Raw genomic sequence first — 21571 nt, 5'->3', positions numbered from 1 at the left:
CCACCTTCACGACGGGGCTGGTGGCCCCTCGCGCACCAATACGCACGGTCGCGGGACAGTCGGCCTGTCGGAGCAGTGTCCCAGCGAAGGGGCCAGTAGGCATCCGCCTACTTTTGGCGGTATTGACCCCTTTTCCTGGGATGTGAACAAGATGCGGTCAATTTCAGGAGTCACTCACATGGCGGACGAGCGCGAGGACACGACGATCTACAAGGTCGTCGTCAACCACGAGGAGCAGTATTCCATCTGGCCGGCGGACCGGGAGAATGCGCCGGGCTGGAAGGATGCGGGCAAGCAGGGCCTGAAGGCCGAGTGCCTCGAGCACATCAAGCAGGTGTGGACGGACATGCGTCCGCTCAGCCTGCGCAAGAAGATGGAAGAGCAGGCGCTGAAGAACTGATGTGACGAGCGCCCCGCCCGACGGACCCTGGGGAATTCACTTAGGGTCCGAGGGCGGGGTCAGACGTCGTCATCAGAGGTCCGGCGGCGGACGAACCCCCAGATGGCAGGCGCGCAACGCCAGCTGGGTGCGGTTCTCGGCCCCAAGCTTCCGGTAGAGCTGGGTGACGTGCGACTTGACGGTGCGCTCGGCGATCTGCAGGTGCGCGGCGATCTTCAAGTTGTCCGCGCCACCCGCGACATATGCCAGCACCTCGCGCTCCCGCTGCGTGAGCGCCAGGAGCACGCTCGCGGTGGGCGACGTGACAGGCGGATGCTCGAAGTCATTGCGCAACAGCTGCACCGGGAAGAGCCGCTCACCTCGCACCAGCGAGTTGATGGCCGAGGACACGGCGGACGTGCCGAGCCCCTTCCGGAAGAGGTAGCCCGAGGCCCCCTCGTCGAAGCACTGGGAGATGACCTCCGGCGCACTCACGGCGGAGAGGAGCAACATGCGCACCTCCAGCCGACGCTTGCGTGCCTCGCGCAACAGGTTGATGCCTTCGGTCACCGAGCAGCCCACGGCCGCTTCGCTGTCTCCTTCCACATCCATCACCGCCACTTGAGGCGGATCGGTTCCCAGCCCATCGAGAAAGAGTCGCACGTCCCTGGTCACCGAGGTGACCGCGACACCCTCGCCGCGAAGACCATCGGCGAGGCTTTCCCACGCCGCCCATGGTCCTTCGAGAATGGATACACGAATCGCTGATTGATTAGTTGCCATGCGAAGGCCCCCCAGCCGCCATGGCGAAACAACTTGGACTGCAGTGTTGACTGCTTCCGACCTCCGGACAGCTCAGGCCAGCGGGAAGAGGCTTCCAGGTCGTGCGTGCACGTCCGCTGAACCACTCCGGGGTCGGTCCATCGATGTAAGACCCGACTCCAGGACTGCTTTCAAATACCTACGACTCGCGGCGTCCTTCCGGGCTCCACCTCCGCTGGAGCCAGCTCCAGGTTCAACGCCACGAATACCCTAACACCGGGAAAGCGCAGAGGCGAAGGCGCCCTTGGCGAGAGTGTCAAGTGTGCGCGAATCCGATTGGATTCAGCCACCGCGTCCGTTGGTTCGTCATCGCTGTCGCGTCCATGACAGCCATTTCCGTCCAGCACCCGATACCCGCCGTCCCCCCTCGCGGGTCCGGCTGTCCACCAAGCGACACCCGCTGGGACCTGATTAGCCAGACAATCCGGCCCCAACAGGTAGGAGATGGTACGGCGGGCGGCGTGTATGCTGGGTGGCGGACATGAGTACCGCATCGAGCCCGCACCTCGCAGTGGCCACGCCGGAGCGCGTGGCGCTCTCCCTCCCCGTGGCTGGCATCGGCTACCGGTGTCTGGCGTGGCTGGTGGACGCTGGCCTGCTCTTCTTCTTCTGGGTGGTGGCGTACTTCGTCTTCACGCTGCTGGTGTCGGACGTGCTGGGCGTCTTCCAGGGGCTGTCGGGCCTGGGCCAGACGCTGCTGGTGGTGGGCATCTTCGCCACGCAGTGGCTGTACTGGACGCTGGGCGAGGTCTTCTTCCATGGGCAGACACCGGGCAAGCGCGCGCTGCGCATCCGCGTGGTGCGCTTGGATGGCTCACCGGTGGGCCTCTACGAGAGCGCGGTGCGCAACCTGTGCCGCGCGGTGGACTTCCTGCCGGGGGTGTACGCCGCCGGCTGCATCAGCATGCTGCTGACGTCCAGGCACCAGCGTCTGGGAGACCTGCTGGCGGGGACGGTGCTGGTGCGCGAGGAGCGCATCGACCTGGACAAGTACACCGCGCGGACACCCGAGTCGGGTGTGCTCGGGCCGAAGGCCACGCGGGCGCTGACGCCGGACGAGGTGGAGCTGGTGCTGGCCTTCCTCTCGCGCGCGCCGGGCCTGGAGGCGGACATCCGACGGAAGATGGGGACGCGGCTGGTGGACAAGCTGGGCGGGCTGACGGACGAGGAGCGGACCCACGTCCTCGCGTCGGCCGAGTCCGCCGAGGCGTTCCTGCGGGCCCACGTCCAGGTGGAGCGCTGAGATGGCCGTCGCCCTGCCGGCCTTCGTCGCCAGTCACCGCGCGAACTGGGACTCCCTGGAGGCGCTGCTCACGCGTCAGCGCGAGGGCACCCTGTCGCTCGCGGAGCTGCGCGCGCTGGACACGCTGTACCGCCGCGCCGCCTCGGACCTGGCGCATGCCCAGACGTTCTATCCGGGCACCGACGCGCACCGCTTCCTCAACCAGCTCTGCGCGCGAGCCTACGCCGCCATCTACCAGCCCCCGCGCGAGCGCTGGGCCTCGGTGAAGGCCTTCTTCCGCCGCGAATTCCCCCAGACGCTGCGCCGGGAGCTGCGCTACGTGGGAGCCAGCGCCGCGCTGTTCATCCTGGGCCTGCTCCTGGGCGCGCTGGTGGTGCTGTGGGAGCCCCGGGGCGCGGAGCTGCTCGTGCCCGCCGGCGTCCGCCAGTACGTCTCCCAGGGCCGCATGTGGACGGATGACATCCTGTCGGTGGCCCCGCCCAACTCGGTGTCGTCGGGCATCGCCACCAACAACCTCACCGTCACCATCCTCACCTTCGCCATGGGCCTGTTCTACGGGCTGGGCACGGTGTTCATCCTGGTGAACAACGGGGTGCAGATTGGCGCCATCGCCGCGCTGTGCGCTCGCGAAGGGATGCTGGGGGGCCTGCTGGACTTCATCTCCGCGCACGGGCCGGTGGAGCTGTCCGTCATCGTCATCGCCGGTGGGGCCGGGCTGATGGTGGGACAGTCGCTCATCGACCCGGGGGAGCTGCCCCGGGGACAGGCGCTGGCCCTGCGCGGGCGGGAGGCGGTGAAGCTGGTGCTGGGGTGCGCGCCCTTCCTCGCCCTCATCGGCGTGGTGGAGGGCTACGTGTCCCCGGGCGACTTGTTCCCCACCTGGGCCAAGGCCGCGCTGGGCCTGGCCCTGGGGGGCCTGTTCTGGGGCTACCTGCTGCGGGCAGGCAGCGCGGTGGCGGAGACGGCGCCGGAGGTCAGCGCCTCCTGACGCTTGCGCTGCTGGTGCCGGAGGATGCGCTCGTAGGCCACGTTCAGCTCGCGCATCTGCTCCGCGGAGCCGCCCCGGTCCGGGTGCCGCTCCAGCGCCAGCGTGTGGTAGCGCGCGCGGACCTTCTCCGGAGAGTCCAGCGGCGACACGCCCAGGAGCTGGTACGGGTCCTGGTCCTCGATGGCGGACAGCCAGCGCTCCAGCCGGTCCTTCACCTCGATGTGGCGCTCATCCTGGGCACCGGTGTCCTTCACCGGGTGGGTGCGCACCTTCGCGTCCGCCTTGAGCACGTCCGTGTAGGTGCTGGAGACCCAACGGTGGCAGCCGGAACACCGGTAGTAGCGAACCCGGTTCCCCATCTGAAGGGTCATCCGGATGCCGCAGTGGGTGCACTCCACCTCTACGTTTTCCAGAGTCTGCCAGCTCGAAACCGCCGCGTTCATCAGCCCTTGCTCCCGTCAGCAACACGCCTGTAGCAGCGGCAAACTCCCATGTCGGGAGATCGCGTCAAGAAAATCTCCGCCAGCCCGGGCCCGGCTGCGCCAGACGCCCGGCTTTCGGGGTAGAACGCGGCCCATGAGCCCCCTGCTCGTCGCCGGACTGCTGCTCGTCGCCGCCGCCCCGGCCCGGACGCCCGCCGCCAGCCGCCCCGCCCCCACGGCCACCAAGGCCGCCCCGGAGCCGTCCCCCGCGGCCCCCGCGCCGGTGGCCTCGGCGGACGACACCGCGCTCCTGCGCGCCCTCCTGTGGGCCGCCCGCCCCGCGCCCGAGGAGGTCCGCGCCATCGCCGTGGAGGACCTGGCCCTCCTGGGAGACCCGCGCGCGCTGGACTCGCTGGCCACCCACCTGTGGGACCCCAATCCCCGCACCCAGCAGGCCGTGCTGCGCGCGGTGTCCCTCTTCCAGCACCCGCGCGCGGAGGAGATCCTGGGCAACGTGGTGCGCCACCCCCGCATGCCGGACGCGCTGAAGATCCAGGCCCTCAACGGCCTCGTCTTCCAGCGGACCTCCTCCGCCCGGCGCACCGTGCAGGACGCCGCCACCGACTCGCGCCTCACCTCGGTGGTGCAGAACGCCGCCCGCGCCGTCGCCGCGCAGTGGGACGCGCCGCCCGCGTCCCGCTGAAGTCCTCGCGCGCTGTCCCCCAAGCAGGCGGGCAGGCGAAGGCGCCCTCCAGGGTGAAGCCATCCTCCGGGCCGATTCCTGGAGAACGCGCCGCCCTGCGCTAGACTGGCGCGCATGAAGATCACTCCGCTCGACATCCGGCAGAAGCGGTTCGACACGGCGCTGCGAGGTTTCTCGCGTCGCGAAGTCGAAGCCTATCTCGAGCTGATCGCCGGTGAGTTCGAGGAAGTGGTGAAGGAGAACATCGCGCTCAAGGAGGAGCTGAAGCGCACGCAGCTCAAGCTCGAGCAGCACCAGGAGCGCGAGCGCACCCTCCAGGAGACGATGGTCACCGCCCAGCGCATCAGCGAGGACCTCCAGTCCGCCGCCAAGAAGGAGGCGGAGATCATCATCGCGGACGCCGAGCATCAGGCCGAGAAGATCGTCCACGGCGCGCACCAGCGACTGGTGCAGGTGGTGGAGGACATCAACGAGCTGAAGCGCCAGCGCACCCAGTTCGAGTCGCAGGTGCGCTCGGTGCTGGACGCGCACCAGAAGCTGCTGGAGACCTTCAAGGCCCCCACCTTCGCGGACCGCGACTACGCGCGCGTCGAGGACAACGTGGCCTACCTGTCCCAGAAGAAGGCCAACGGCAACGAGTAGCCCATGGCCGCGCCCTGGCTGAAGTCCCTGCCGGACGGCGTGGAGCTGGCCCTGCTCATCCAGCCCCGCGCCTCGCGCACCCGCGTCGTCGGCGAACACGACGGTCTGTTGAAAATCCAGCTCGCCGCGCCTCCCGTGGATGGGGAGGCCAACGCCGCCCTCCTCGAGTTTCTCGGCAAGCAGCTCGGAGTGCCCCGACGACAGGTGACGCTCGTCGCCGGTGACGCATCGCGACGAAAACGCGTTCACGTGGTGGGGGTTGATGCGGCGCGGGCCGAGGCTGTTATGTCTGGGGGATAGCGAGGCCCCCGCATGCGCCACCTGCTCGTCCTGCTCCTGTTGCTGCTGGCCATGCCTCGGGCGTGGGCCCAGGGTTTGGGTGAAGGCTCTGGTTCCCATCCCCACGGCGGTGAAGCCCTGGTGGACGACGTGGTGCTCGTCCCCCACTCGCGGCCCGCCATCGCCGCTGGAGAGGTGGCGACGAAGCGCTTCCGAATCCTCCACACGGCGGCGGCCACCGTGGCGGCGAAGGAGCTCGCGGGGCAGATTGAGTCCGTCCGGGACGGCTTCGGCAACATCCTGGGGCGCGACTGGCCCGGGGTGACGGAGATTCGCCTGGGCGTGGGCCGCGAGGAGTTCGAGGCCCTGGCGCTTCCCGGAGGCCGGCCTCCGGGCTGGGCCGTGGCGCTGGCCTACCCCTCGCATCAAATCATCCTGCTGGACGCGCTCAGCCTGCACGCGCCGGATGGTCAACAGACGCTGCGGCATGAGCTGGCACACGTGGCGCTCGGCCAGCTCGCCCGAGGCTGGCCCCGCTGGTTCCAGGAGGGCGTCGCGCAGAACGTGACGGGAGAGCGCTTCTCCATCACCCACTACTCCGCCCTCTTCCGCGCGGTGACGCAGGAGCGCGTCTTCCACTTCGAGGACCTGTCCTCGGACTGGCCGGACCTGCCCGCCGACGTGGAGATCGCCTACGCCCAGAGCGCCGCCTTCGTCGCGCACCTGTCCACCCGCTACGGCCCCCAGGCCATGGGCCTGCTCATCGACGGCGTGCGCGCTGGAGAGCCCTTCGAGACGGCGTTCGGCAAGGCCTTCCACACCTCGCTGGACGTGGAGGAGGCCGGCTGGCGCGACGGACTGGCGGCGCGCTACGGCTGGCTGCCGCTCACCACCAGCTCCGCCCTGCTGTGGCTGACGGCCTCCATCTTGTGCGTGGCCGCGTACGCGCGCCGTCGCCAGCAGAAGGCCGCGCGACTGGCGGAGATGACGGCCCAGGAGGCCGCGGACGAGGCCGCCCTGCGGCTGATGATGGTGGCCCAGCAGCAGGCGGCCGAGTCCGTCACGCCCATGGCGGGCCCGGCGCCGCACCAGGAACTGTACTGGCCCGGCCCCGCCCCTTCCGAGCCGGAGCCCGAGCACCCCGAGGCGCCGCCCCACGCGGAGTCGGCGTCGGGTGAGTTCTCCGTGGGTCCCGAGCACGAGAGCGAGCAGCCGCCCAGCGCCGACGACGACGCGCTGAAAGCCCGCACCGCCAAGCCCACGCTGCACTGAGACTCGGGCCGGCCCCGGAGTCCTGGGGGCCCCTGTCTGGACCTTCGGACAGGTCTACAAGCCGAACCCCGAAGTTTTTACCTTCCCCCGCCACGGCGCGCGCGAGTGCGTCCTCCAAGTGGCTGATTTCCCAGGGGACCCGGTTCCTCAGCCGCTGGCAGCAGCCTTGCTATAGCCCCCGATGCGATGCGGAAGGCACCGGAAATGACTGAGCGAGGACGTAAGGCAGCTGGGCTGGCGCGGTTCTTCCGCCAGCAGCCGGACCGTATCGCGGCGCTGTGGCGCCGGATGCGGATGACGGCTCACGACGCGGCGGACGGCGCCCAGACTCCCTTGAGTCAGTTGGACGGGCTGGTGGAGCCCTTCGTCAAGGAGCTGGGCGTGACGCTGGAGGGGGACGACACGAGCCCCTGGAGCCGTACGAAAGCGGTGCTGCGCCTGTCGCCGGAGCGTGGCGCGCGAGCCCTGCACGAAGAGTTCTCGGCGCTGCGGCGCTGCCTGGTGGACGCCGCGGAGGTGCTCGGCGGTGGGGATTGGGAGAAGGAGCAGATCAACCGCGCCGTGGACGAGGCAGTGGACTCGGCGGTGGCGCTGCTTCAACGACTGAGGGATTCGAGAGTCGAGGGGCCGCGAGTGCCCTTCGGAGGTTTGGTGGTCGAGTACTTCGAGCGCCCGTCACGCGTCACACACGTGCCGCCGGGCTCGAGGGATGGACGTACCGCGATGCATTGAGGGTGGTCGGTTTTGCCGACCCGTTCGGCTTGACGCTCCAATTCCTGGGGGCGTCCGAGGCCGGCGGGAGGGAGCGTGCCAGGGGTGGGGACCTCATGGCGCGCCTTTGGGGTGGCGTGCTCCCACTGGGGAGTGGTGAGCGCTCATCGCGAGCTGCTGGCAAGACGCGTGGATGGGGGTCCGCGCGACTCGCCGGTCGGACGGGTCGGCATTGTTTGTGGGGGTGGCAGCGAAAAACGAGCGGGTCCGCGGGGGGAGCGTCTACGGGGGTGGGCGCTCCTCCCGCGTTGTTTTTCAATGGGCGTCAGACCAGCTTCGCCCCGCGCCGACATCCACCTTGAGCGGCACCTTCAGCGTGGCCACGCCCGCCATGCCGCGCGACACCAACGCCTTCACCTGATCCACTTCCGCGTCCGGCGCCTCCAGCAGGAGTTCGTCGTGGACCTGAAGCAGCATCACCGTGCGCAGGCCCTGGGCACGCAGGTCCGCGTCCACCACCAGCATGGCCTTCTTGATGAGGTCGGCGGCGGTGCCTTGAATCGGCATGTTGATGGCGGCGCGCTCGGCGGCCTGTGCCACGCCCCGGTTCTTCGAGTTCAAGTCCGCCATGTACCGCCGGCGGCCATAGAGCGTCTCCACGTAGCCCGTCTTGCGCGCCGTGTTGACGGTCTCATCCAGGTAGCGGCGGATGCCGGCGTAGCGGATGAAGTAGCGCTCGATGATGTCGCGCGCCGTCTCCTGCGGAATGCCCAGCCGCGTGGCCAGGCCGTGCGGTGACAGGCCATAGGCGATGCCGAAGTTCACCATCTTCGCCACCCGGCGCTGCTCGCGGTCCACCTGGTCCGGCGCCACGCCAAAGACTTCGGCCGCGGTGCGGCTGTGGACGTCCTCGTCATTGCGGAACGCCTCCACGAGCACCGGGTCGTCCGCGATATGGGCCAGGAGGCGCAGCTCCACCTGGCTGTAGTCGGCGCTGACCAGTTGGTGGCCCGGGGCGGCCACGAAGGCGCGGCGAATCTCCCGGCCCAGCTCCGTGCGCACGGGGATGTTCTGGAGGTTGGGGTCGGTGGACGACAGGCGTCCGGTGGCCGTGGCCGCCTGGTGGTACGTGGTGTGGATGCGCCCGTCGGGGGCCACCAGCGTGGGCAGCGTGTCCAGGTAGGTGCTCTTGAGCTTGGACAGGCTGCGGTACTCGATGATGGCGCCCGGCAGCGGGTGGTCCTCGGCCAGCTTCTCCAGCACCTCCTGGTCCGCGGACGGGCCCGTCTTGCCACGCTTGATGATGGGCAGGTTCAGCTCGGTGAAGAGCACCTGGACGAGCTGCGGGTTGGAGCCGATGTTGAACTCGTGGCCCGCGTGCTTGTAGACCTCCTTCACCTGCGCCTCGACGGCCGCGTCCACCTTCACGGAGATGCGCGCCAGCTCCACCGTGTCCAGGCTCACGCCCTTCTGCTCCATCCGCGCGAGGATGGGCAGCAGCGGCAGCTCCAGCTCCTTCGCGAGCTGCGCCAGCTTCGCTTCGTCCAGCTCCTTCCACAGCTCCGGCGCCAGCCTGCGCGCCGCCTCCGCGCGCACCGCGAAGCCCGAGGCCACCTCCTCCGGCGAGTGGTCCGCCAGCGCCCTGTCCTTCTTGCCCCGCTTGCCCTCGGCCGCCGCGGGGAGCGCGGGCAGCTCCGTGGCCAGCCGCTCGCGCGCCAGGTCCGCCAGCGCGTGCTCGCGGCGTGACGGGTTGAGCAGGTAGCTCAACAGCTCCACGTCGTCGTGCGCGCCAGCCAGGGTGAGGCCCTCGTTGGCCAGCACCAGCGTGAGGGCCTTGAGGTCATGCCCGCCCTTCTTCACCGCCGGGTCCTCCAGCACGCCCTTGAACGCGGCGGTGAAGGCCTCGGGCTTCACCTGCGTGGCGCCCAGCACCGCGTGGCGCAGCGGCACGTAGCGGGTGCTCGCGTCCGGCAGCGCCACGCCCAGGCCCACCAGCTTCGACGCGAAGGGCATGCCCTCGTACGCCGGAATCAGGCTGACCGAGCCCGCCGCGCGCACCGCCTCCGCCAGCGCCAGCAGCTCCGCGTCGGTGCCCACCAGCGTGGTGGTGATGGCCAGGGGCGCGGGCCGCTCCTTCGCGGGCTCGGAGGAAGAGGACTCGGTCGGGCCCTGCTGGGGCAGGTCCTTGAGCAGCGCGTAGAACTCCAGCTCCGTGAAGAGCTCGCGCGCCTTCGCGGAGTCCACGTCCTTGCGCGTCAGCTCCGCCACTCGCACGTCGAGCGGCAGCTCCGTGTTGAACGTCACCAGCCGCCGGGCGAGCAGCAGGCTCTCCCGGTGCGAGGCGATGTTCTCCCGAATCTTGGGCTTCTTCACCTCGTCCAGCCGGGACAGGAGCGTGTCCACGTCACCGAACTGCTGGATGAGCTCCGTGGCCGTCTTGGGGCCGATGCCCGGCACCTTGGCCACGTTGTCCACCGCGTCGCCGATGAGCGCCAGGTAGTCGCGCATCTGCCGGGGCTCGATTCCCAGCCGCTCCTTCACGTCCTCGGGCCGGGTGTGCACGTCCTTCATCGGGTCGAAGAGGCGCACGTCCTCGTCGACAATCTGGATGAAGTCCTTGTCCCCGGTGACGACCTGGACGCAGAAGCCCTCGGCCTTCGCCTTGTGGGCCAGCGTGCCGATGACGTCGTCTGCCTCCCAGCCCGCGAACTCCAGCACCGGCAGGTTGAGCGCCTCCACCACGCGGCGGATGAGCGCGAACTGCGGCACCAGGTCCTCGGGCGGACCCTCGCGGTGGGCCTTGTAGTTGGGGTCTATCTTCTGGCGCTCCGTGCGGCTCTCCTTGTCGAAGGCGAGCGCCACGTGCGTGGGCTTCAAGTCCCGCAGGGCCTTGAGCACCATGCGCGTGAAGCCGAGCACGGCGTTGGTGGGAACGCCCTTGCTCGACGTGAGCGGCGGAATGGCGTGGTACGCGCGGAAGATGAAGCCGGACGCGTCGATGAGGACCAGGGTGGGCGCGGTGCGCGGGGGGCTGGTGTCGGCCATGCCCCCGTGCCTAGCGCGCCCGTCCCGCCCTGTCCAACTCGCTTGCTACGGGCAGCTCCACTCCTTCTTCTTCGCGATGACGAGTTCCTCCACGCCGTCACCCTTGACGGCGAAGTCCAGCACCGCCGCCATGTCCGGGCAGCCGCCCGCCTGACGGAACGTGGAGAGCGCCGTGGCGGAGCAGAAGCCCGCCGCCTTGTTCAGGTCCGGGTTGCCCGCGTAGAAGCCGAAGCCCAGCTTCCACATCCGGCACGCGCGGCGCTTGTCGTCGCGGTCCGCCCAGTGCTTGCCGCGCTGGTACGACTTGTCCGCCATGTCCGCGAGGATGGCGCGCCGGTAGAACGACGGCTTGGACTCCGCCAGGTCCAGCATCAGCGACTTGTCCACCTCCAGCGCCTCGCGCAGCGGCTCGGCGGCCTTCTCCGGGTCATCCGCGGCCAAGTAGCTCTGTCCACCCTTGAAGAGCTGATCCACCGTGGACATCGTCTTGAGCATCTCGTCCGCCGCGGCGTGGAACTGCGCGGACTCGTAGTTGGCGCGCAGCTTCTGCAACGTGGCCAGCGCCTCGCTGCCACGGCCGGCCCAGTAGTCCATCATCGCCGCCTGCATCAGCTTGTTCGAATAGCGGCCCTTCACCGCCTCGAACACCACCGTCTTCGGGTCCGTGGGCAGGTTGTCGCGGTTGAGGACCTCCGCTACCGGGCACGTCCAGGGAATCGCGTTCGGGTCCAGCTTGAGGCGCGAGATGAGGAACTTCACGAACAGCGGGTCCTTCGGCCGCCACTCGTTCTTCTTCAAGCGCCCTTCCAGCCTCACGTCGAAGCCGAGCGGCGGCTGCAGGTCGTCACGCGGCTGGTTCTGGCACCACACCGCCATGTACGTCTGGCACCGGGGCACGGCCGCGCTCCACTGCGAGTCGCGCAGGTAGCGCCTGCAGTCGTCCAGCGCGCGCTTCGTCACCTGCTCGGCGGCCTCGGCCGCCTTGGCGCGGGCGCGGCGGAAGTACTCGCTCTCCCTCGGAATCTTGCGGAAGGAGTCCAGCGCCTCCTCGGGCTTCAGGCGCTGCTGCAGCTTCTCACCCTGGGAGAAGTGCTCGAAGGCGTCCTTCTCCAGCTTGATGCGGCGGATGAGCGTGTTGGCGTCGGTGTTGATGGGGTCCAGGTCCAACACCTGCGAGCAGATCTGCTCGGCCTTGACCCAGTTGGGCGGGCCCAGCTCGCTGGAGGCGAAGGAGCGACACTCGCTGAGCAGCTCCGACACCTGCTGCGCGGGGTCCACGGGCACTCCCTGGCCCATGGGGCCTCCGGAGTCCACGGCCTGCGCGGGCATCAGCGCCTTGACCATCACCGCCAGCAGCAACACGCCCACCAGACCGCCGCCGGCGATGAACAGCTTCTTGCGCCGGGCCTCCGGGTCCGCGCCGCCGCCACCCTGCGCGACGCCCCCCCGCCGCGACGGAGGCCCCGAAGCCGCGCCCGCGCCCCGACGGGCCAGCGCGTCGGACTGGGACGCCTCGAAGGTCATCTCCACCACGCCGAACTGGAGCTGGTCCCCGGGCTGCAGGTCCACCGACTCCGGGCCCAGCGGGTCGCCGTTGAGCAACGTGCCGTTGGCGCTGCCCAGGTCGCGCACCGACACCACGCCACCGGCGGACTCCAGCTCCGCGTGCTTCCGGCTGACCGAGTCGTCTTCCAGGATGATGCCCGCGGGAGGCAGGCGCCCCACGAGCACCTTGCCCTTGAGCGGATAGGTCTTCCCCGCCCACGGCCCCACGGTGCCGCGCAAGAGCGGCCCGCCGCCACCTCCAGCGGGAGGACCGCCCGGGGCCTTGGGTCGCCTCGCCGGCGCCGCGCCCGCGGGGCCACTGCCTCCAGCGGGCTTCGCCTTGATGCTGGGCAGGGCCCGGGTGGCGCGAGCACCGCCGCCCTCCGCGCCCACGGGCATGGCGGATTCAGGGCCCGCCGGCTTGGCCGCCCGCCGCGAGCCGGTGGCCTTGCCAGCCGACGCCTTCAGGCTCAGCGTGTAGTCGCCGAGGATGACCTCGGACTGGGGCGTGAGCGCGGTGGGCTCGGCGATGCGCTCGCCGTCCACGAAGGTGCCGTTGGCGCTGCCGAGGTCCTCGATGAAGACCCCTCCCGCCTCGGTGAAGACGCGCGCGTGTGTCCGCGAGACGCCTCCCTCGGTGAGCAGGACTTCACAGCCCTGCTGGCGACCCAGCTTCAGCTCGCCAGCGACCTCGTGTTCGTTCTCCGTGCCATCAGGCAGACGGACGACCAGTGTAGGCATGGCGCGTCAGTCCTCCCGGAAGATGCTCATGTTGACGGGGATGCCCTTGCGCTGAAGCTCGTCGTAGAACTTCGGCACGAAGCCGGACGCCACGAAGCGACCCCGCACCTTGTGGTCCTCCGTGAAGCCGTCCTGCTTGTAATAGAAGATGTCCTGGAGCGTGACGATGTCGACCTCCATGCCGGACACCTCGGTGACGAAGCAGATCTTCCGGGTCCCGTCGGAGAAGCGCGTCTGCTGCACGATCATGTGAACCGCGCTGGCGATCTGCTCTCGGATGGCCTTCACCGGCAGGTCCATGCCGGACATCAGCACCATCGTCTCCAGCCGGGCGATGGCGTCACGCGGCGTGTTGGCGTGCAGCGTGGTGAGCGAGCCGTCGTGGCCCGTGTTCATGGCCTGGAGCATGTCCAGCGTCTCACCCGAGCGGCACTCACCCACGACGATGCGGTCCGGCCGCATGCGCAGGCAGTTCTTCACCAAATCCCGGATGGTGATGGCGCCCTTGCCTTCGAGGTTGGGCGGCCGGCTCTCCAACTGCACCCAGTGGTCCTGGGGGAGCTGCAGCTCCGCGGCGTCCTCCACCGTGACGATGCGCTCATTGTCCGGGATGAACGCGCTGATGATGTTGAGCGTCGTCGTCTTGCCGGAGCCCGTGCCGCCGGAGATGACGATGTTGCGCTTGGCCTTGACGCACATCTCCAGGAACTCGGCCATCTGCGCGGTGAGCGTCTTGTACTTCACCAGGTCCGAGATCTTCAGCGAGTCCTTCTTGAACTTGCGGATGGTGATGCAAGGACCCTTCAGCGCCAGCGGAGGGATGATGGCGTTGACGCGGCTGCCGTCCTTCAAGCGCGCATCCACCAGCGGGCTGGACTCGTCGATGCGCCGGCCGATGGGCGCCACGATTCGCTCGATGACGCCGAGCACCGCCTGGTTCGAGGAGAAGGTCTTCTCCGACAGCGTCAGTTGACCCTTGCGCTCGATGTAGATCTGGTTGGCGTGGTTCACCATGATCTCGCTGATCTCATCCGACGCGAGGAACGCCTCGAGGGGCCCCAGGCCCAGCGCCTCGTTGATGACGTCGGTGAGCAGCTCCTCGCGGTCCACGTCCTCCGGAAGCTCTCCGTCCGCTTCCATCTGGTCGATGATGTCGCGGATGGCCTTCTCGGTGCGGCGCCACAGCTCGTCATCGCCGAGCCGGTCCATGTCCATGCGACGCAGGTCGAGGTACTCGATGAGCCGGTCGTGGATCTCCTTCTGGAGGCGCGTGTAGCGCTCCATCCGGGGGTCCACCTTCTTCTTGTTCTTCGCCAGGGCGGAGGCCATGGACGCGGGCATGCGTCCAGCGACGGGAGCCTTCGCCGCGGGAGCCGGAGGTGGCGGCTCCTCCTCGTACGGCTCCTCCTCTTCGTACTGCTCCTCCTCCTCGTACGGCTCCTCCTCGCCACCGTCCTCGTAGGCCTCCTCGGCCTGGCCGGCGCGGGTCATCTGCGGACCCGCATCCTCCAGCGGCTCCACGTTGATGATGTAGTCACCGATGTAGATCTGGTCGGTGGGCTTGAGCACCTGTGGCGCGGCGATCTTCTTGCCGTTCACGAAGGTGCCGTTCGTGGACTTCATGTCCACGATGATGCACTTGCCATCCTTGGCGACGATGCGGGAGTGGTACTTCGAGACATTGCCCTTCGCGAGCATGATGTCATTGCCGGGCAGCCGACCGATGGTGATTTCCGGCTTGGTGTACTCACGCTGCTCGGTCCCGCCGCCCTTTTCCGCGAGGGTGATCAAAAACATGGGACGGATGCTAGCAAGCACCCCTTCCACCTCAAAGCGCCAGCCGCATCCGACGTGCCCGCCCGCAAGGCGACGGGCCGGCTCCCACCCCGGAAAAAGGGAGGAAACCGGCCCGTCCAGGGCCCTGGGGCCCGGCTCCAGGCGCCTTCAAGGCGCCCCGAGCGTCAGTCGAAGATGTTGAAGTTCACCTCGGACCGGGCCTGCTTGTAGCGGCTCTTCACGTCCTCGATGATGGTGCGGACCTTGTCCGAGTCCGGGTTGACGATGCGCGGAGTCACGAAGATGACCAGTTCGCGCTTGGTGGAGTCGAACCCGCGGCTCTTGAAGAGCTCACCGATGATGGGGATGTGACCCAGGCCGGGAATCTTCGAGATGGACTTCTGCTCGTCGTGGCTGAACACGCCGGACAGGACGATGGTCTCTCCGTGGCGCACGGTGACGTTCGTCTTCACCTTGCGGGTGCGGAAGCCGGGCACCGTGGAGGAACCACCGATGGACACGGCGACGGAGGTGTCGATTTCAGAGGCCTCGGCCTCGATCTCCGTCTGGATGTTGCCGTTGCGGTCCGCGGTGGGGCGCAGGTTCAGGATGACGCCGTACTTCTTGTACTCGATGGAGAACTGGTTGTTGGTGATGAGGGGGATGGGCACCTCGCCACCGGCCAGGAACTCCGCCTTCTCACCGCTGGCGCACACCAGCTTGGGCTGCGCGAGCAGGCGGCCGTAGCCGTCGTTACCCTGGAAGCCGATGGAGAAGTCCGCGCCCGCCGTCAGACCCAGGTTGGAGCCGCCCTGCCCGAAGGTTCCGGGGAACAGCTCCTGCGTCACCGTGGCCGCGGCCGTCGCCGAGCCCGTGATATCCAACGGGTAGCGGATGCCGTAGCGGTCTCGGCTGTTGCGGCGGATTTCGACGAACTGGACCTCGGAGAGGATCATCCGCTTGATGCCGACGACGAGCAGGTTCTCCACCTTCTCGCCAATGGCCTTCGTAATCAGCTCCGCCTTCTGGAGGTCCTGCTGGCTCTCCACGGAGCCCTCCAGGAAGATGGTCGCGCCGACGACGTTGGCCTGCACGTTCTTCAGGCCCGCCTTCTGGAACGCCGCGTTCAGGTTCTGCGCCACCAGCTTCTTGGCGTTGGGGGCGATCTTCACGAACGACTTCACGTTCGGATACAGGCCCACCACCTGGTCGATGCGGTCCGCGTCCTGCGTGGTGTACGCCTGACCGTCCAGGTAGATGCGGTCACCCACCATGCGCACGGAGACGCCTTCGATTTCGCCCAGGAGGCGCTTGATCTCGGAGATGACCTCGTTGGGGTCCTGCTTCCGGACGTTCACGAGGTAGCTGACGCGCTGCCCCGTGGACTTCCAGATGAGCAGGGTCGTCTTGCCCTCGGCCTGGCCGGTGATGAGGAGCTGACCGGAGCCGAGCGTCTTCACCTCGGCGATGGACGGATCGCCGAGGGCCACCTTGCTGAGGCCTGGAATGCTGAGAACCTTCTGGGCGCCTACCCCGAGGCTGACGCTGGTGCCATCCTGAGCCAGGGCGGAGCCACTGGCCACCATGGCAACGAGTGCGCCAAGCGCGGCGGCATGCGTGAAGCGTGTGAACATCGTGCGTGTCCCCTCTTCCAAGTCTCTGCGCTAACCCAAGCTTTCGTGCTGCCACCACAGCGCCCAGAAGGTTCCGAGCGCGATGGCCACCCCGTAGGGGATATGACGCCGCGCGGCAGGCTGCGCGTCCGAGCGCGCCAGGTGCAGTCGCACCGCCCATCGCCGCAACGCCGCCGACACCGTGTCCCAGACCGCCCCTTGCCACAGGAGCGAAACCACCGCCTGGGCCGCGCCCGCCAGGGAGATGAATGCGGCGGCCGCCATCGACGCCGGAAATCCCAGGACAGCGCCCACCCCACCCATCAACTTCACGTCACCCCACCCCATCTGCCCGCGCGCCGCCGCCGGCACCAGCAGCAGTGCCATGCCCACGCCCGACACCAGGCCGCTGAGCAGCCCGTCTCCCAACCCTCCCACCCCCTCGGTGGCGAGGCGCACTCCCAGCCCCACCGCCATCAGCGGGTAGGTGACCACGTCGAGGATCTCCCGGCGCATGACGTCCGTCACCACCGAGATCACCAGGGCCACTCCAAGGATCGTCCACAGCGCGATGTGTCCAGGCGTCATCCGTCGCCTGTCCCATTCGCGTCCAGGCGTCCGGTATCAAACCAGGGACGCCTGGAGGCCGTCAATTGGCGAACAGCGAGTCGCCCCGGAAGACGGGGTCGGCTCACCGGACCACGAGGCGGATCTTCTCGCTGCAGATGAAGTACTCGTCCCCGTCTTCGATCTTCCGGCGCTTGATTCGCTGCTTGTTGAACCAGGTGCCGTTGGAGGAGCCCAGGTCCTCGATGATCCAATCGTGGCCTTCCTGGGAGATGACGGCGTGCTCGCGGGACACCTTCCCGGAGTTGATGACGAAGTCGCAGTGCTTGCCGCGGCCGATGACGAAGCGCTCCTTGATGATGCGCTCCTGGTCTCCCGACTCGGTGACGAGGAACAGCGCGGAGCCCTCGTCCTCGTCGGGGAGCTCGTCGACCTGCTCCTCCTCCTCGGGCTCGGCCTGCTCGTCCTCGAGCCCCGGGTCGTCCTGATCGGGCAGGGGCTCCTCATCCTCCTCGACCATGTCGTCGTTGGGAGGGGGCGGCTCGTTGTTCTTGCCCTTGATGAGGCGCTCCAGCTCCGCGGCCGTCTCCAGGACGCGCTCGGCCACCTCGCGGCGCACCGGGTCATTGTCCAGGCCGTTGGCGGAAGCCCGCTCCTCCGCGGCGGCCGACGAACGGCCACCGGGGCGAGGCGGGGGAGGAGGCTCCGCCTTCGGAGCGGGCGCGGGCGCCAGCACCGGAGGAGCGGAGGCACGGGGAGCGGGAGCCGCGGAGACGGGGGCCGGACGCGCGGGCGCGGCCACGGCGGCGGGCGCGGCGTGCGCCTCCGCTCGGGAGCGTGCCTCGATGAAGCCGTTCAGACGCGCGAACATGAAGAGCGCCTGGTTGATCAGCGCATCGCGGTCCGAGCCCATCTGCTGGGCCATCTCTTCGTACGTGTCCCACAAGTGGTCGGCGATTCCGACCTTGCGGGCGGGGCGTGAGTTCTGATCGATCATCGGTCTTGACTCGGACGGTACAGGATGACCCGGACTCTATCAGACACCCCAGGCCACGCCCAATTAGTCGAGCCTCACCAGGGCCTGGGCGTTGAGGGCGTTGGGGAAGAGCAGCTCCAGGTTCACCTGTAGAATTCCATCAGCGGAGGGGTAGGCGATGTAGGCCAGCCCCGCGCCGCCCGCCTGGGAGGCCGCCACGGGCCCCGGCAGCGTGTAGAACTGCAGCGCCGCTCCTGAGTTGTTGGAGGTGTCCACTCCGGCGACGTAGGTGGCCACGCCCGAGCCCACCGTCACCACGTAGCGGTCGCCTCGGACGAGGCTCTGGACGGCTTCCGCGCGCAGGCGCAGGGGAGGCGGCGTCGTCGGATAGAGGGGCACCGTCAGCGCTCCGGAGTCGCAGCCCGAAAGCGACGTCGTCGCCAGGAAGTCCGCCGGGTGGAAGGTGTAGGCCGTCGGAATCTCATACCCGGGGACGGTCGCGCTCGTCCCGGTCACGTCTCGGGACAACAGGGTGCCGTTCTGGTCCACCAGCAGGAAGGATTGAGTTCCCGACGCACGCACCGTGAAGAGCGGGAGCTGCGAGCAGCTCTCTGGAATGGAGGTGAGCGTCTCCAACCGCACCCTCCCCGCTTCCGTCGCGGGCCGCACCGACGACACGATCAGATCCGTCGTGCAGATGATGTCCAGGCTGGCCAGGACAACGACGTCCCCTTCCCTCACCTGCTGGCTGGCCACGGCGGACTGGGGGACCTCGAAGGTCGTCGGCGTCGACAGGTCCCGCTGCAGGTCGATCATTCCTGGGAACGCACCCTGGTAGACGAAGCGGAAGATGCCGTCTGGCACCGAGCCCTCGAAGAGGCCCGTCTGGTCGGCGGTTCTCTGCCCGGTGGGGTTCGCCGGGTCACAGGGGTAGTTCAGGCTCTGCGACACGTTGACGAGCGTGTTCACGTTGGCGCCGATTTCGATCGCCTCTTCCGACGCGTTGCGGGCCACCGCGGTGAAAAACGCCTTGCGCGAATCCAGGTCGAAGTGACGCCTGTCGCCCGCGGAGAACGCGGTGATGGTGCCGTTGGACGAGGGCATCAGGCCGAGCAGCGGCACCGAGCCGACGTCATTCGTCACCACCGAGCCTCCCTCGCCGATGACGATGAACTGCAAGAGCGCGCTCGGCACGAGCGCCAGGCCCGTGGGCAGACCATCCGGGGGACGGATGGGGAACATGGGCGCGCCGCTCAGGTCCGTGGCGCGCAGGCCCGTGGTCGTGTCCACCGCGAGCACGCCGGTGCACTCCGGCGCCCCGCCGCAGGCGACCTCGTCCTTGATGCCATAGACGAACTGACCCGCGGGCATCTCGGAGAACTCGTTCACCGTCGGCGTCGACGGGTCGTCCTGCCGCAGCGTGACGCGGGGATGGGAGACCACGAAGCGCACGGGCGTGTTGTCGAAGCCCGCGGACAAATCCCGCGTCGCGGCGGAGGGCGTGAGGCAGTCCGCGCTCGCCGTCGGCCCCGTGTCGGTCACCACCAGCGTGCGCCCGGCCTGCCCGGACGCCTGCCGCGTGGCCACCACGAGCTGGTTGCCGGGCAGCACCGTCATCGCCTGGACGGACTCGCCCACCTGGAGGCAGAACAACGTCACCGAGGGCGGAGCGACCTCTCCGGCCTCGAGCGCCTCCGGACCGGGCACCAGCTGGCGCTCGATGCGCGCCCCGCCGGTGTCCATGTCCAGGAGCGCGTCGGGGTCCTGGATGGCGTAGTAGAGCACGCTCGGCGCGGGCGGCTCGCCCTCGGGGCGCACGTCCGGCGAGCGGGCCGCGAAGGCCGTCACCAGACTGCGCCCGGTGAATCGCTGCATCTGCACCAGCCGCGCACGGGCGGCGGCCACCACGGAGATCTGCGAGGCCCCGGCGCTGCGCGCGTAGACATACGGCCCCGGAAGCTCCGAGCCGTCCGCCTTGAAGCCCACGTCGTGCGTGAGCGAGTCCGGCCGGTCGAGCACTGGGATGGCCAGCGTCTGGAGCGGGTTGGGCGCGGAGATGAACTGCTTGGGGTTGGCCGCCAGGTCCAGCACCTGGAGCTCGTCGCGATCCGAGGACGTGACGAAGACCAGGTCGCCGACGAGGGTCAGGTCATAGGTGCCGGACAGTCCGGCGAAGCCCGTCGTGGCCTGGGTGTCGGAGCAACCGACGGTCAGCCCGGCGCACGCGGCGAGGACGGTGAGGGTTGCGCGCTTCACGGGGAGGACTCCTGGCACACACTGGTGCCCTGACGCGTGTCGCGGAGCTGCTGCACGCCGAGCAGGGCGACCCGCCGCGCGTCCTGCGGCCGGTCGAGGTTGGGAATGTCGATGACGGCGACACGGCCGTCGCCAAAGGTCGTCGCGAACAGGCGCGCCGCGTTGTTTCGCACGTCCACCGTCAGCCCGAAGGGCTGGCTGGGCTGCGCCGGGTCCTGGTCTCCCACGAGCACCTGCGCGACGAGCTGCCCCACCTCCTCGTCGTAGATGGAGACGGCCTCGTCGCCGCTGCCCGTCACCGCCACCAGGCTGCCCCGGCCCGGACCGCGCACGATGATCTCCAGCTCGCTGGCACCCTCCGGCAGCGACTGCGCGGACACCACCCGCAGCGTGGGGAGGTCCGACAGCGCGTTCTCGATGTCGAGCACGAGCAGCGTGTCGGGGCCGCGCGCCAGCAGGTAGACGCGCTCGCGGTTGGGGTCCACCTGCGTGGGGTTGTCGCGCATCATCAGCGGGGCCACCGCGATGCCGCGCGCCTCGCGGATGGAGTAGATGGCCCGCAGGTCCGACTCGAGCACCCGCTCGGTCGCCGTGCGGTCCACCAGCCTCAACACGTAGGTGGCGGCGAGCGCCCCCAACTGGTTCGTGGAGGAGTTGCGCCCGGAGGCATAGAGGTACCGGCCGCCGATGGCCACCGAGTGCGCCGCACCCGCCAGCAGGCCGTTGACACCCAGCGGGACGAAGCTGGACGTGCTCAGCTCCGCGCGGTCGGGCGCCGAGGCGGGAAGGTCGACCAGGTACGACTGGAGCTCGGTCTGGGACTGGGCGGCGGGCGGCCCCACCAGCTCCGTGTGCGTCACCCACACCCGGGAGTCCGGGTTGGAGCGCTCCACGGCGACACCCATGGGAGACGGGGCGCCGGGCACGCCGTCCTTCGACGACCCCGGGACTCCCACCAGCGACAGGGCATTCACCCGACAGTCGCGTCCGCCACCGCCCTGCTCGCAACTCAGGTTCGCGCCGTCAGCCGACACGTCGATGACCTGGAGGAAGCTGGCCTCGTCTCGCGTCGGGACGAACAGCCGGGGCGGGCGGCCGGGCGGACTCCACAGCGCCATCTCACCCGCGAAGCTGTCGATGAAGACGAAGGCCGGCTCCGTCACGTGCAGGTCGGTGATGCGCGCGGGGAAGGCGGCCACCTCCGCGGTGTCGGTGAAGTCCTTGCCGAAGGGCCGCAGGCCCAGGGCGTCGAGGTCCAGCGCCGTCACCGCGCCGGAGCCGTAGCACTTGTCGAAGTTCGCCCCCGCCACGTACAAAAATCCATTCGTGGAAGTGGTGGCCTCGGGGCGCCAGAAGGCGACACCGCTCGGATAGACGAGGCGAGTGGACGGCGGAGGCTTCGGCTCGGAGTCGACGGAACACGACACGAGCAGCAGCACGGAGGTGACGAGGTAGGCGCGCATCAGAGGGGGGCGGAGTGTAGGAAGGGGCCTCCCCCCGGGCAACCGGAAAGGGGCCCCTCCATTCCCGGGAGCCCGCAAACCGACGAACCAGCGCCCCCGGGGACATGCTTCATCCCCCGGGGGGCAGG

18 protein-coding genes are annotated in these 21571 nt (G+C 69.0%); 8 read left to right on the top strand and 10 right to left on the bottom strand.

All coding sequences use genetic code 11. The features are described 5' to 3' along the window. Positions 1 to 178 precede the first annotated feature (178 nt). Entirely contained in the window at positions 179 to 400 is a 222-nt protein-coding gene (locus G4D83_RS42510; RefSeq protein WP_141648541.1) for an MbtH family protein, read from the top strand. 72 nt (positions 401 to 472) lie between these two features. Here G4D83_RS42510 and fruA read toward each other — a convergent pair whose 3' ends face one another. Beyond that, positions 473 to 1162, bottom strand: coding sequence for a response regulator transcription factor FruA (gene fruA / locus G4D83_RS42505; RefSeq protein ID WP_163870672.1), 690 nt, complete (start codon positions 1160 to 1162; stop codon positions 473 to 475). Between the two features lie 520 nt (positions 1163 to 1682). Here fruA and G4D83_RS42500 point away from each other — a divergent pair. Together G4D83_RS42500 and G4D83_RS42495 are read left to right on the top strand one after the other, a co-directional pair. Continuing rightward, a complete protein-coding gene (locus G4D83_RS42500; protein ID WP_163870671.1) occupies positions 1683 to 2444 on the top strand; it encodes an RDD family protein in 762 nt (253 codons plus the stop codon). 1 nt (position 2445) lies between these two features. Next, positions 2446 to 3432: a stage II sporulation protein M gene (locus tag G4D83_RS42495; protein WP_163870670.1), complete on the top strand. Its 987-nt coding sequence runs from the start codon at positions 2446 to 2448 to the stop codon at positions 3430 to 3432. On the opposite strand, the gene G4D83_RS42490 is transcribed toward G4D83_RS42495, so the two are convergent. Then, complete coding sequence (locus G4D83_RS42490) at positions 3372 to 3875, bottom strand: DnaJ domain-containing protein (RefSeq protein ID WP_163870669.1); 504 nt, start codon at positions 3873 to 3875, stop codon at positions 3372 to 3374. The two genes, G4D83_RS42495 and G4D83_RS42490, sit on opposite strands and share 61 nt — an antisense overlap. A 133-nt stretch (positions 3876 to 4008) precedes the next feature. Here G4D83_RS42490 and G4D83_RS42485 point away from each other — a divergent pair, with 133 nt between their 5' ends. From G4D83_RS42485 to G4D83_RS42465, 5 genes are all read left to right on the top strand, one after another. Further along, positions 4009 to 4557, top strand: a complete 549-nt coding sequence (locus tag G4D83_RS42485; RefSeq protein WP_163870668.1) for a HEAT repeat domain-containing protein — start codon at positions 4009 to 4011, stop codon at positions 4555 to 4557. A 114-nt stretch (positions 4558 to 4671) separates the two neighbouring features. Continuing rightward, positions 4672 to 5199 (top strand): DivIVA domain-containing protein, encoded by a 528-nt coding sequence (locus G4D83_RS42480; RefSeq protein ID WP_163870667.1) that lies wholly within the window; start codon positions 4672 to 4674, stop codon positions 5197 to 5199. Between the two features lie 3 nt (positions 5200 to 5202). Continuing rightward, positions 5203 to 5499, top strand: coding sequence for a DUF167 domain-containing protein (locus tag G4D83_RS42475; RefSeq protein WP_163870666.1), 297 nt, complete (start codon positions 5203 to 5205; stop codon positions 5497 to 5499). Positions 5500 to 5511: 12 nt separating this feature from the next. Further along, positions 5512 to 6750, top strand: coding sequence for a peptidase MA family metallohydrolase (locus G4D83_RS42470; RefSeq protein ID WP_163870665.1), 1239 nt, complete (start codon positions 5512 to 5514; stop codon positions 6748 to 6750). A gap of 186 nt (positions 6751 to 6936) precedes the next feature. Then, positions 6937 to 7482: a hypothetical protein gene (locus G4D83_RS42465; RefSeq protein WP_163870664.1), complete on the top strand. Its 546-nt coding sequence runs from the start codon at positions 6937 to 6939 to the stop codon at positions 7480 to 7482. 294 nt (positions 7483 to 7776) lie between these two features. Here G4D83_RS42465 and polA read toward each other — a convergent pair whose 3' ends face one another. The 8 genes from polA to G4D83_RS42425 form a co-directional block, all read right to left on the bottom strand. Beyond that, positions 7777 to 10506, bottom strand: a complete 2730-nt coding sequence (gene polA, locus G4D83_RS42460) for a DNA polymerase I (RefSeq protein WP_163870663.1) — start codon at positions 10504 to 10506, stop codon at positions 7777 to 7779. Positions 10507 to 10551: 45 nt separating this feature from the next. Next, a complete protein-coding gene (locus G4D83_RS42455; RefSeq protein ID WP_163870662.1) occupies positions 10552 to 12792 on the bottom strand; it encodes an FHA domain-containing protein in 2241 nt (746 codons plus the stop codon). Between the two features lie 6 nt (positions 12793 to 12798). Next, positions 12799 to 14589: a TadA family conjugal transfer-associated ATPase gene (locus G4D83_RS42450; RefSeq protein ID WP_163870661.1), complete on the bottom strand. Its 1791-nt coding sequence runs from the start codon at positions 14587 to 14589 to the stop codon at positions 12799 to 12801. Positions 14590 to 14753: 164 nt separating this feature from the next. Next, on the bottom strand, positions 14754 to 16202 hold the full coding sequence (locus tag G4D83_RS42445; protein WP_163870660.1) for a type II and III secretion system protein family protein: 1449 nt from the start codon (positions 16200 to 16202) through the stop codon (positions 14754 to 14756). Between the two features lie 30 nt (positions 16203 to 16232). Next, entirely contained in the window at positions 16233 to 16769 is a 537-nt protein-coding gene (locus tag G4D83_RS42440) for an A24 family peptidase (RefSeq protein ID WP_163870659.1), read from the bottom strand. A 103-nt stretch (positions 16770 to 16872) separates the two neighbouring features. Continuing rightward, positions 16873 to 17745 carry an FHA domain-containing protein gene (locus G4D83_RS42435; RefSeq protein WP_163870658.1) on the bottom strand — a complete coding sequence of 291 codons (873 nt, stop codon included), beginning with the start codon at positions 17743 to 17745 and terminating at the stop codon, positions 16873 to 16875. Positions 17746 to 17808: 63 nt separating this feature from the next. Further along, a complete protein-coding gene (locus G4D83_RS42430) occupies positions 17809 to 19980 on the bottom strand; it encodes a hypothetical protein (RefSeq protein ID WP_240357126.1) in 2172 nt (723 codons plus the stop codon). Next, entirely contained in the window at positions 19977 to 21443 is a 1467-nt protein-coding gene (locus tag G4D83_RS42425; protein WP_176435630.1) for a YncE family protein, read from the bottom strand. The genes G4D83_RS42430 and G4D83_RS42425 overlap by 4 nt, the downstream gene beginning before the upstream one ends. Positions 21444 to 21571 lie beyond the last annotated feature (128 nt).

The sequence above is a fragment of the Myxococcus eversor genome, assembly GCF_010894455.1.
Lineage (GTDB): Bacteria > Myxococcota > Myxococcia > Myxococcales > Myxococcaceae > Myxococcus > Myxococcus eversor.
The sequence above is the reverse complement of the archived record's forward strand: the minus strand, read 5'-3'. Positions and strand labels throughout refer to the sequence as shown.

Bases quoted from the DNA above. Each gene is read 5' to 3' on its own strand.
- G4D83_RS42510 (WP_141648541.1), top strand. From the start codon at position 179: ATGGCGGACGAGCGCGAGGACACGACGATCTACAAGGTCGTCGTCAAC.
- fruA (WP_163870672.1), bottom strand. From the start codon at position 1,162: ATGGCAACTAATCAATCAGCGATTCGTGTATCCATTCTCGAAGGACCA.
- G4D83_RS42500 (WP_163870671.1), top strand. From the start codon at position 1,683: ATGAGTACCGCATCGAGCCCGCACCTCGCAGTGGCCACGCCGGAGCGC.
- G4D83_RS42495 (WP_163870670.1), top strand. From the start codon at position 2,446: ATGGCCGTCGCCCTGCCGGCCTTCGTCGCCAGTCACCGCGCGAACTGG.
- G4D83_RS42490 (WP_163870669.1), bottom strand. From the start codon at position 3,875: ATGAACGCGGCGGTTTCGAGCTGGCAGACTCTGGAAAACGTAGAGGTG.
- G4D83_RS42485 (WP_163870668.1), top strand. From the start codon at position 4,009: ATGAGCCCCCTGCTCGTCGCCGGACTGCTGCTCGTCGCCGCCGCCCCG.
- G4D83_RS42480 (WP_163870667.1), top strand. From the start codon at position 4,672: ATGAAGATCACTCCGCTCGACATCCGGCAGAAGCGGTTCGACACGGCG.
- G4D83_RS42475 (WP_163870666.1), top strand. From the start codon at position 5,203: ATGGCCGCGCCCTGGCTGAAGTCCCTGCCGGACGGCGTGGAGCTGGCC.
- G4D83_RS42470 (WP_163870665.1), top strand. From the start codon at position 5,512: ATGCGCCACCTGCTCGTCCTGCTCCTGTTGCTGCTGGCCATGCCTCGG.
- G4D83_RS42465 (WP_163870664.1), top strand. From the start codon at position 6,937: ATGCGGAAGGCACCGGAAATGACTGAGCGAGGACGTAAGGCAGCTGGG.
- polA (WP_163870663.1), bottom strand. From the start codon at position 10,506: ATGGCCGACACCAGCCCCCCGCGCACCGCGCCCACCCTGGTCCTCATC.
- G4D83_RS42455 (WP_163870662.1), bottom strand. From the start codon at position 12,792: ATGCCTACACTGGTCGTCCGTCTGCCTGATGGCACGGAGAACGAACAC.
- G4D83_RS42450 (WP_163870661.1), bottom strand. From the start codon at position 14,589: ATGTTTTTGATCACCCTCGCGGAAAAGGGCGGCGGGACCGAGCAGCGT.
- G4D83_RS42445 (WP_163870660.1), bottom strand. From the start codon at position 16,202: ATGTTCACACGCTTCACGCATGCCGCCGCGCTTGGCGCACTCGTTGCC.
- G4D83_RS42440 (WP_163870659.1), bottom strand. From the start codon at position 16,769: ATGACGCCTGGACACATCGCGCTGTGGACGATCCTTGGAGTGGCCCTG.
- G4D83_RS42435 (WP_163870658.1), bottom strand. From the start codon at position 17,745: ATGATCGATCAGAACTCACGCCCCGCCCGCAAGGTCGGAATCGCCGAC.
- G4D83_RS42425 (WP_176435630.1), bottom strand. From the start codon at position 21,443: ATGCGCGCCTACCTCGTCACCTCCGTGCTGCTGCTCGTGTCGTGTTCC.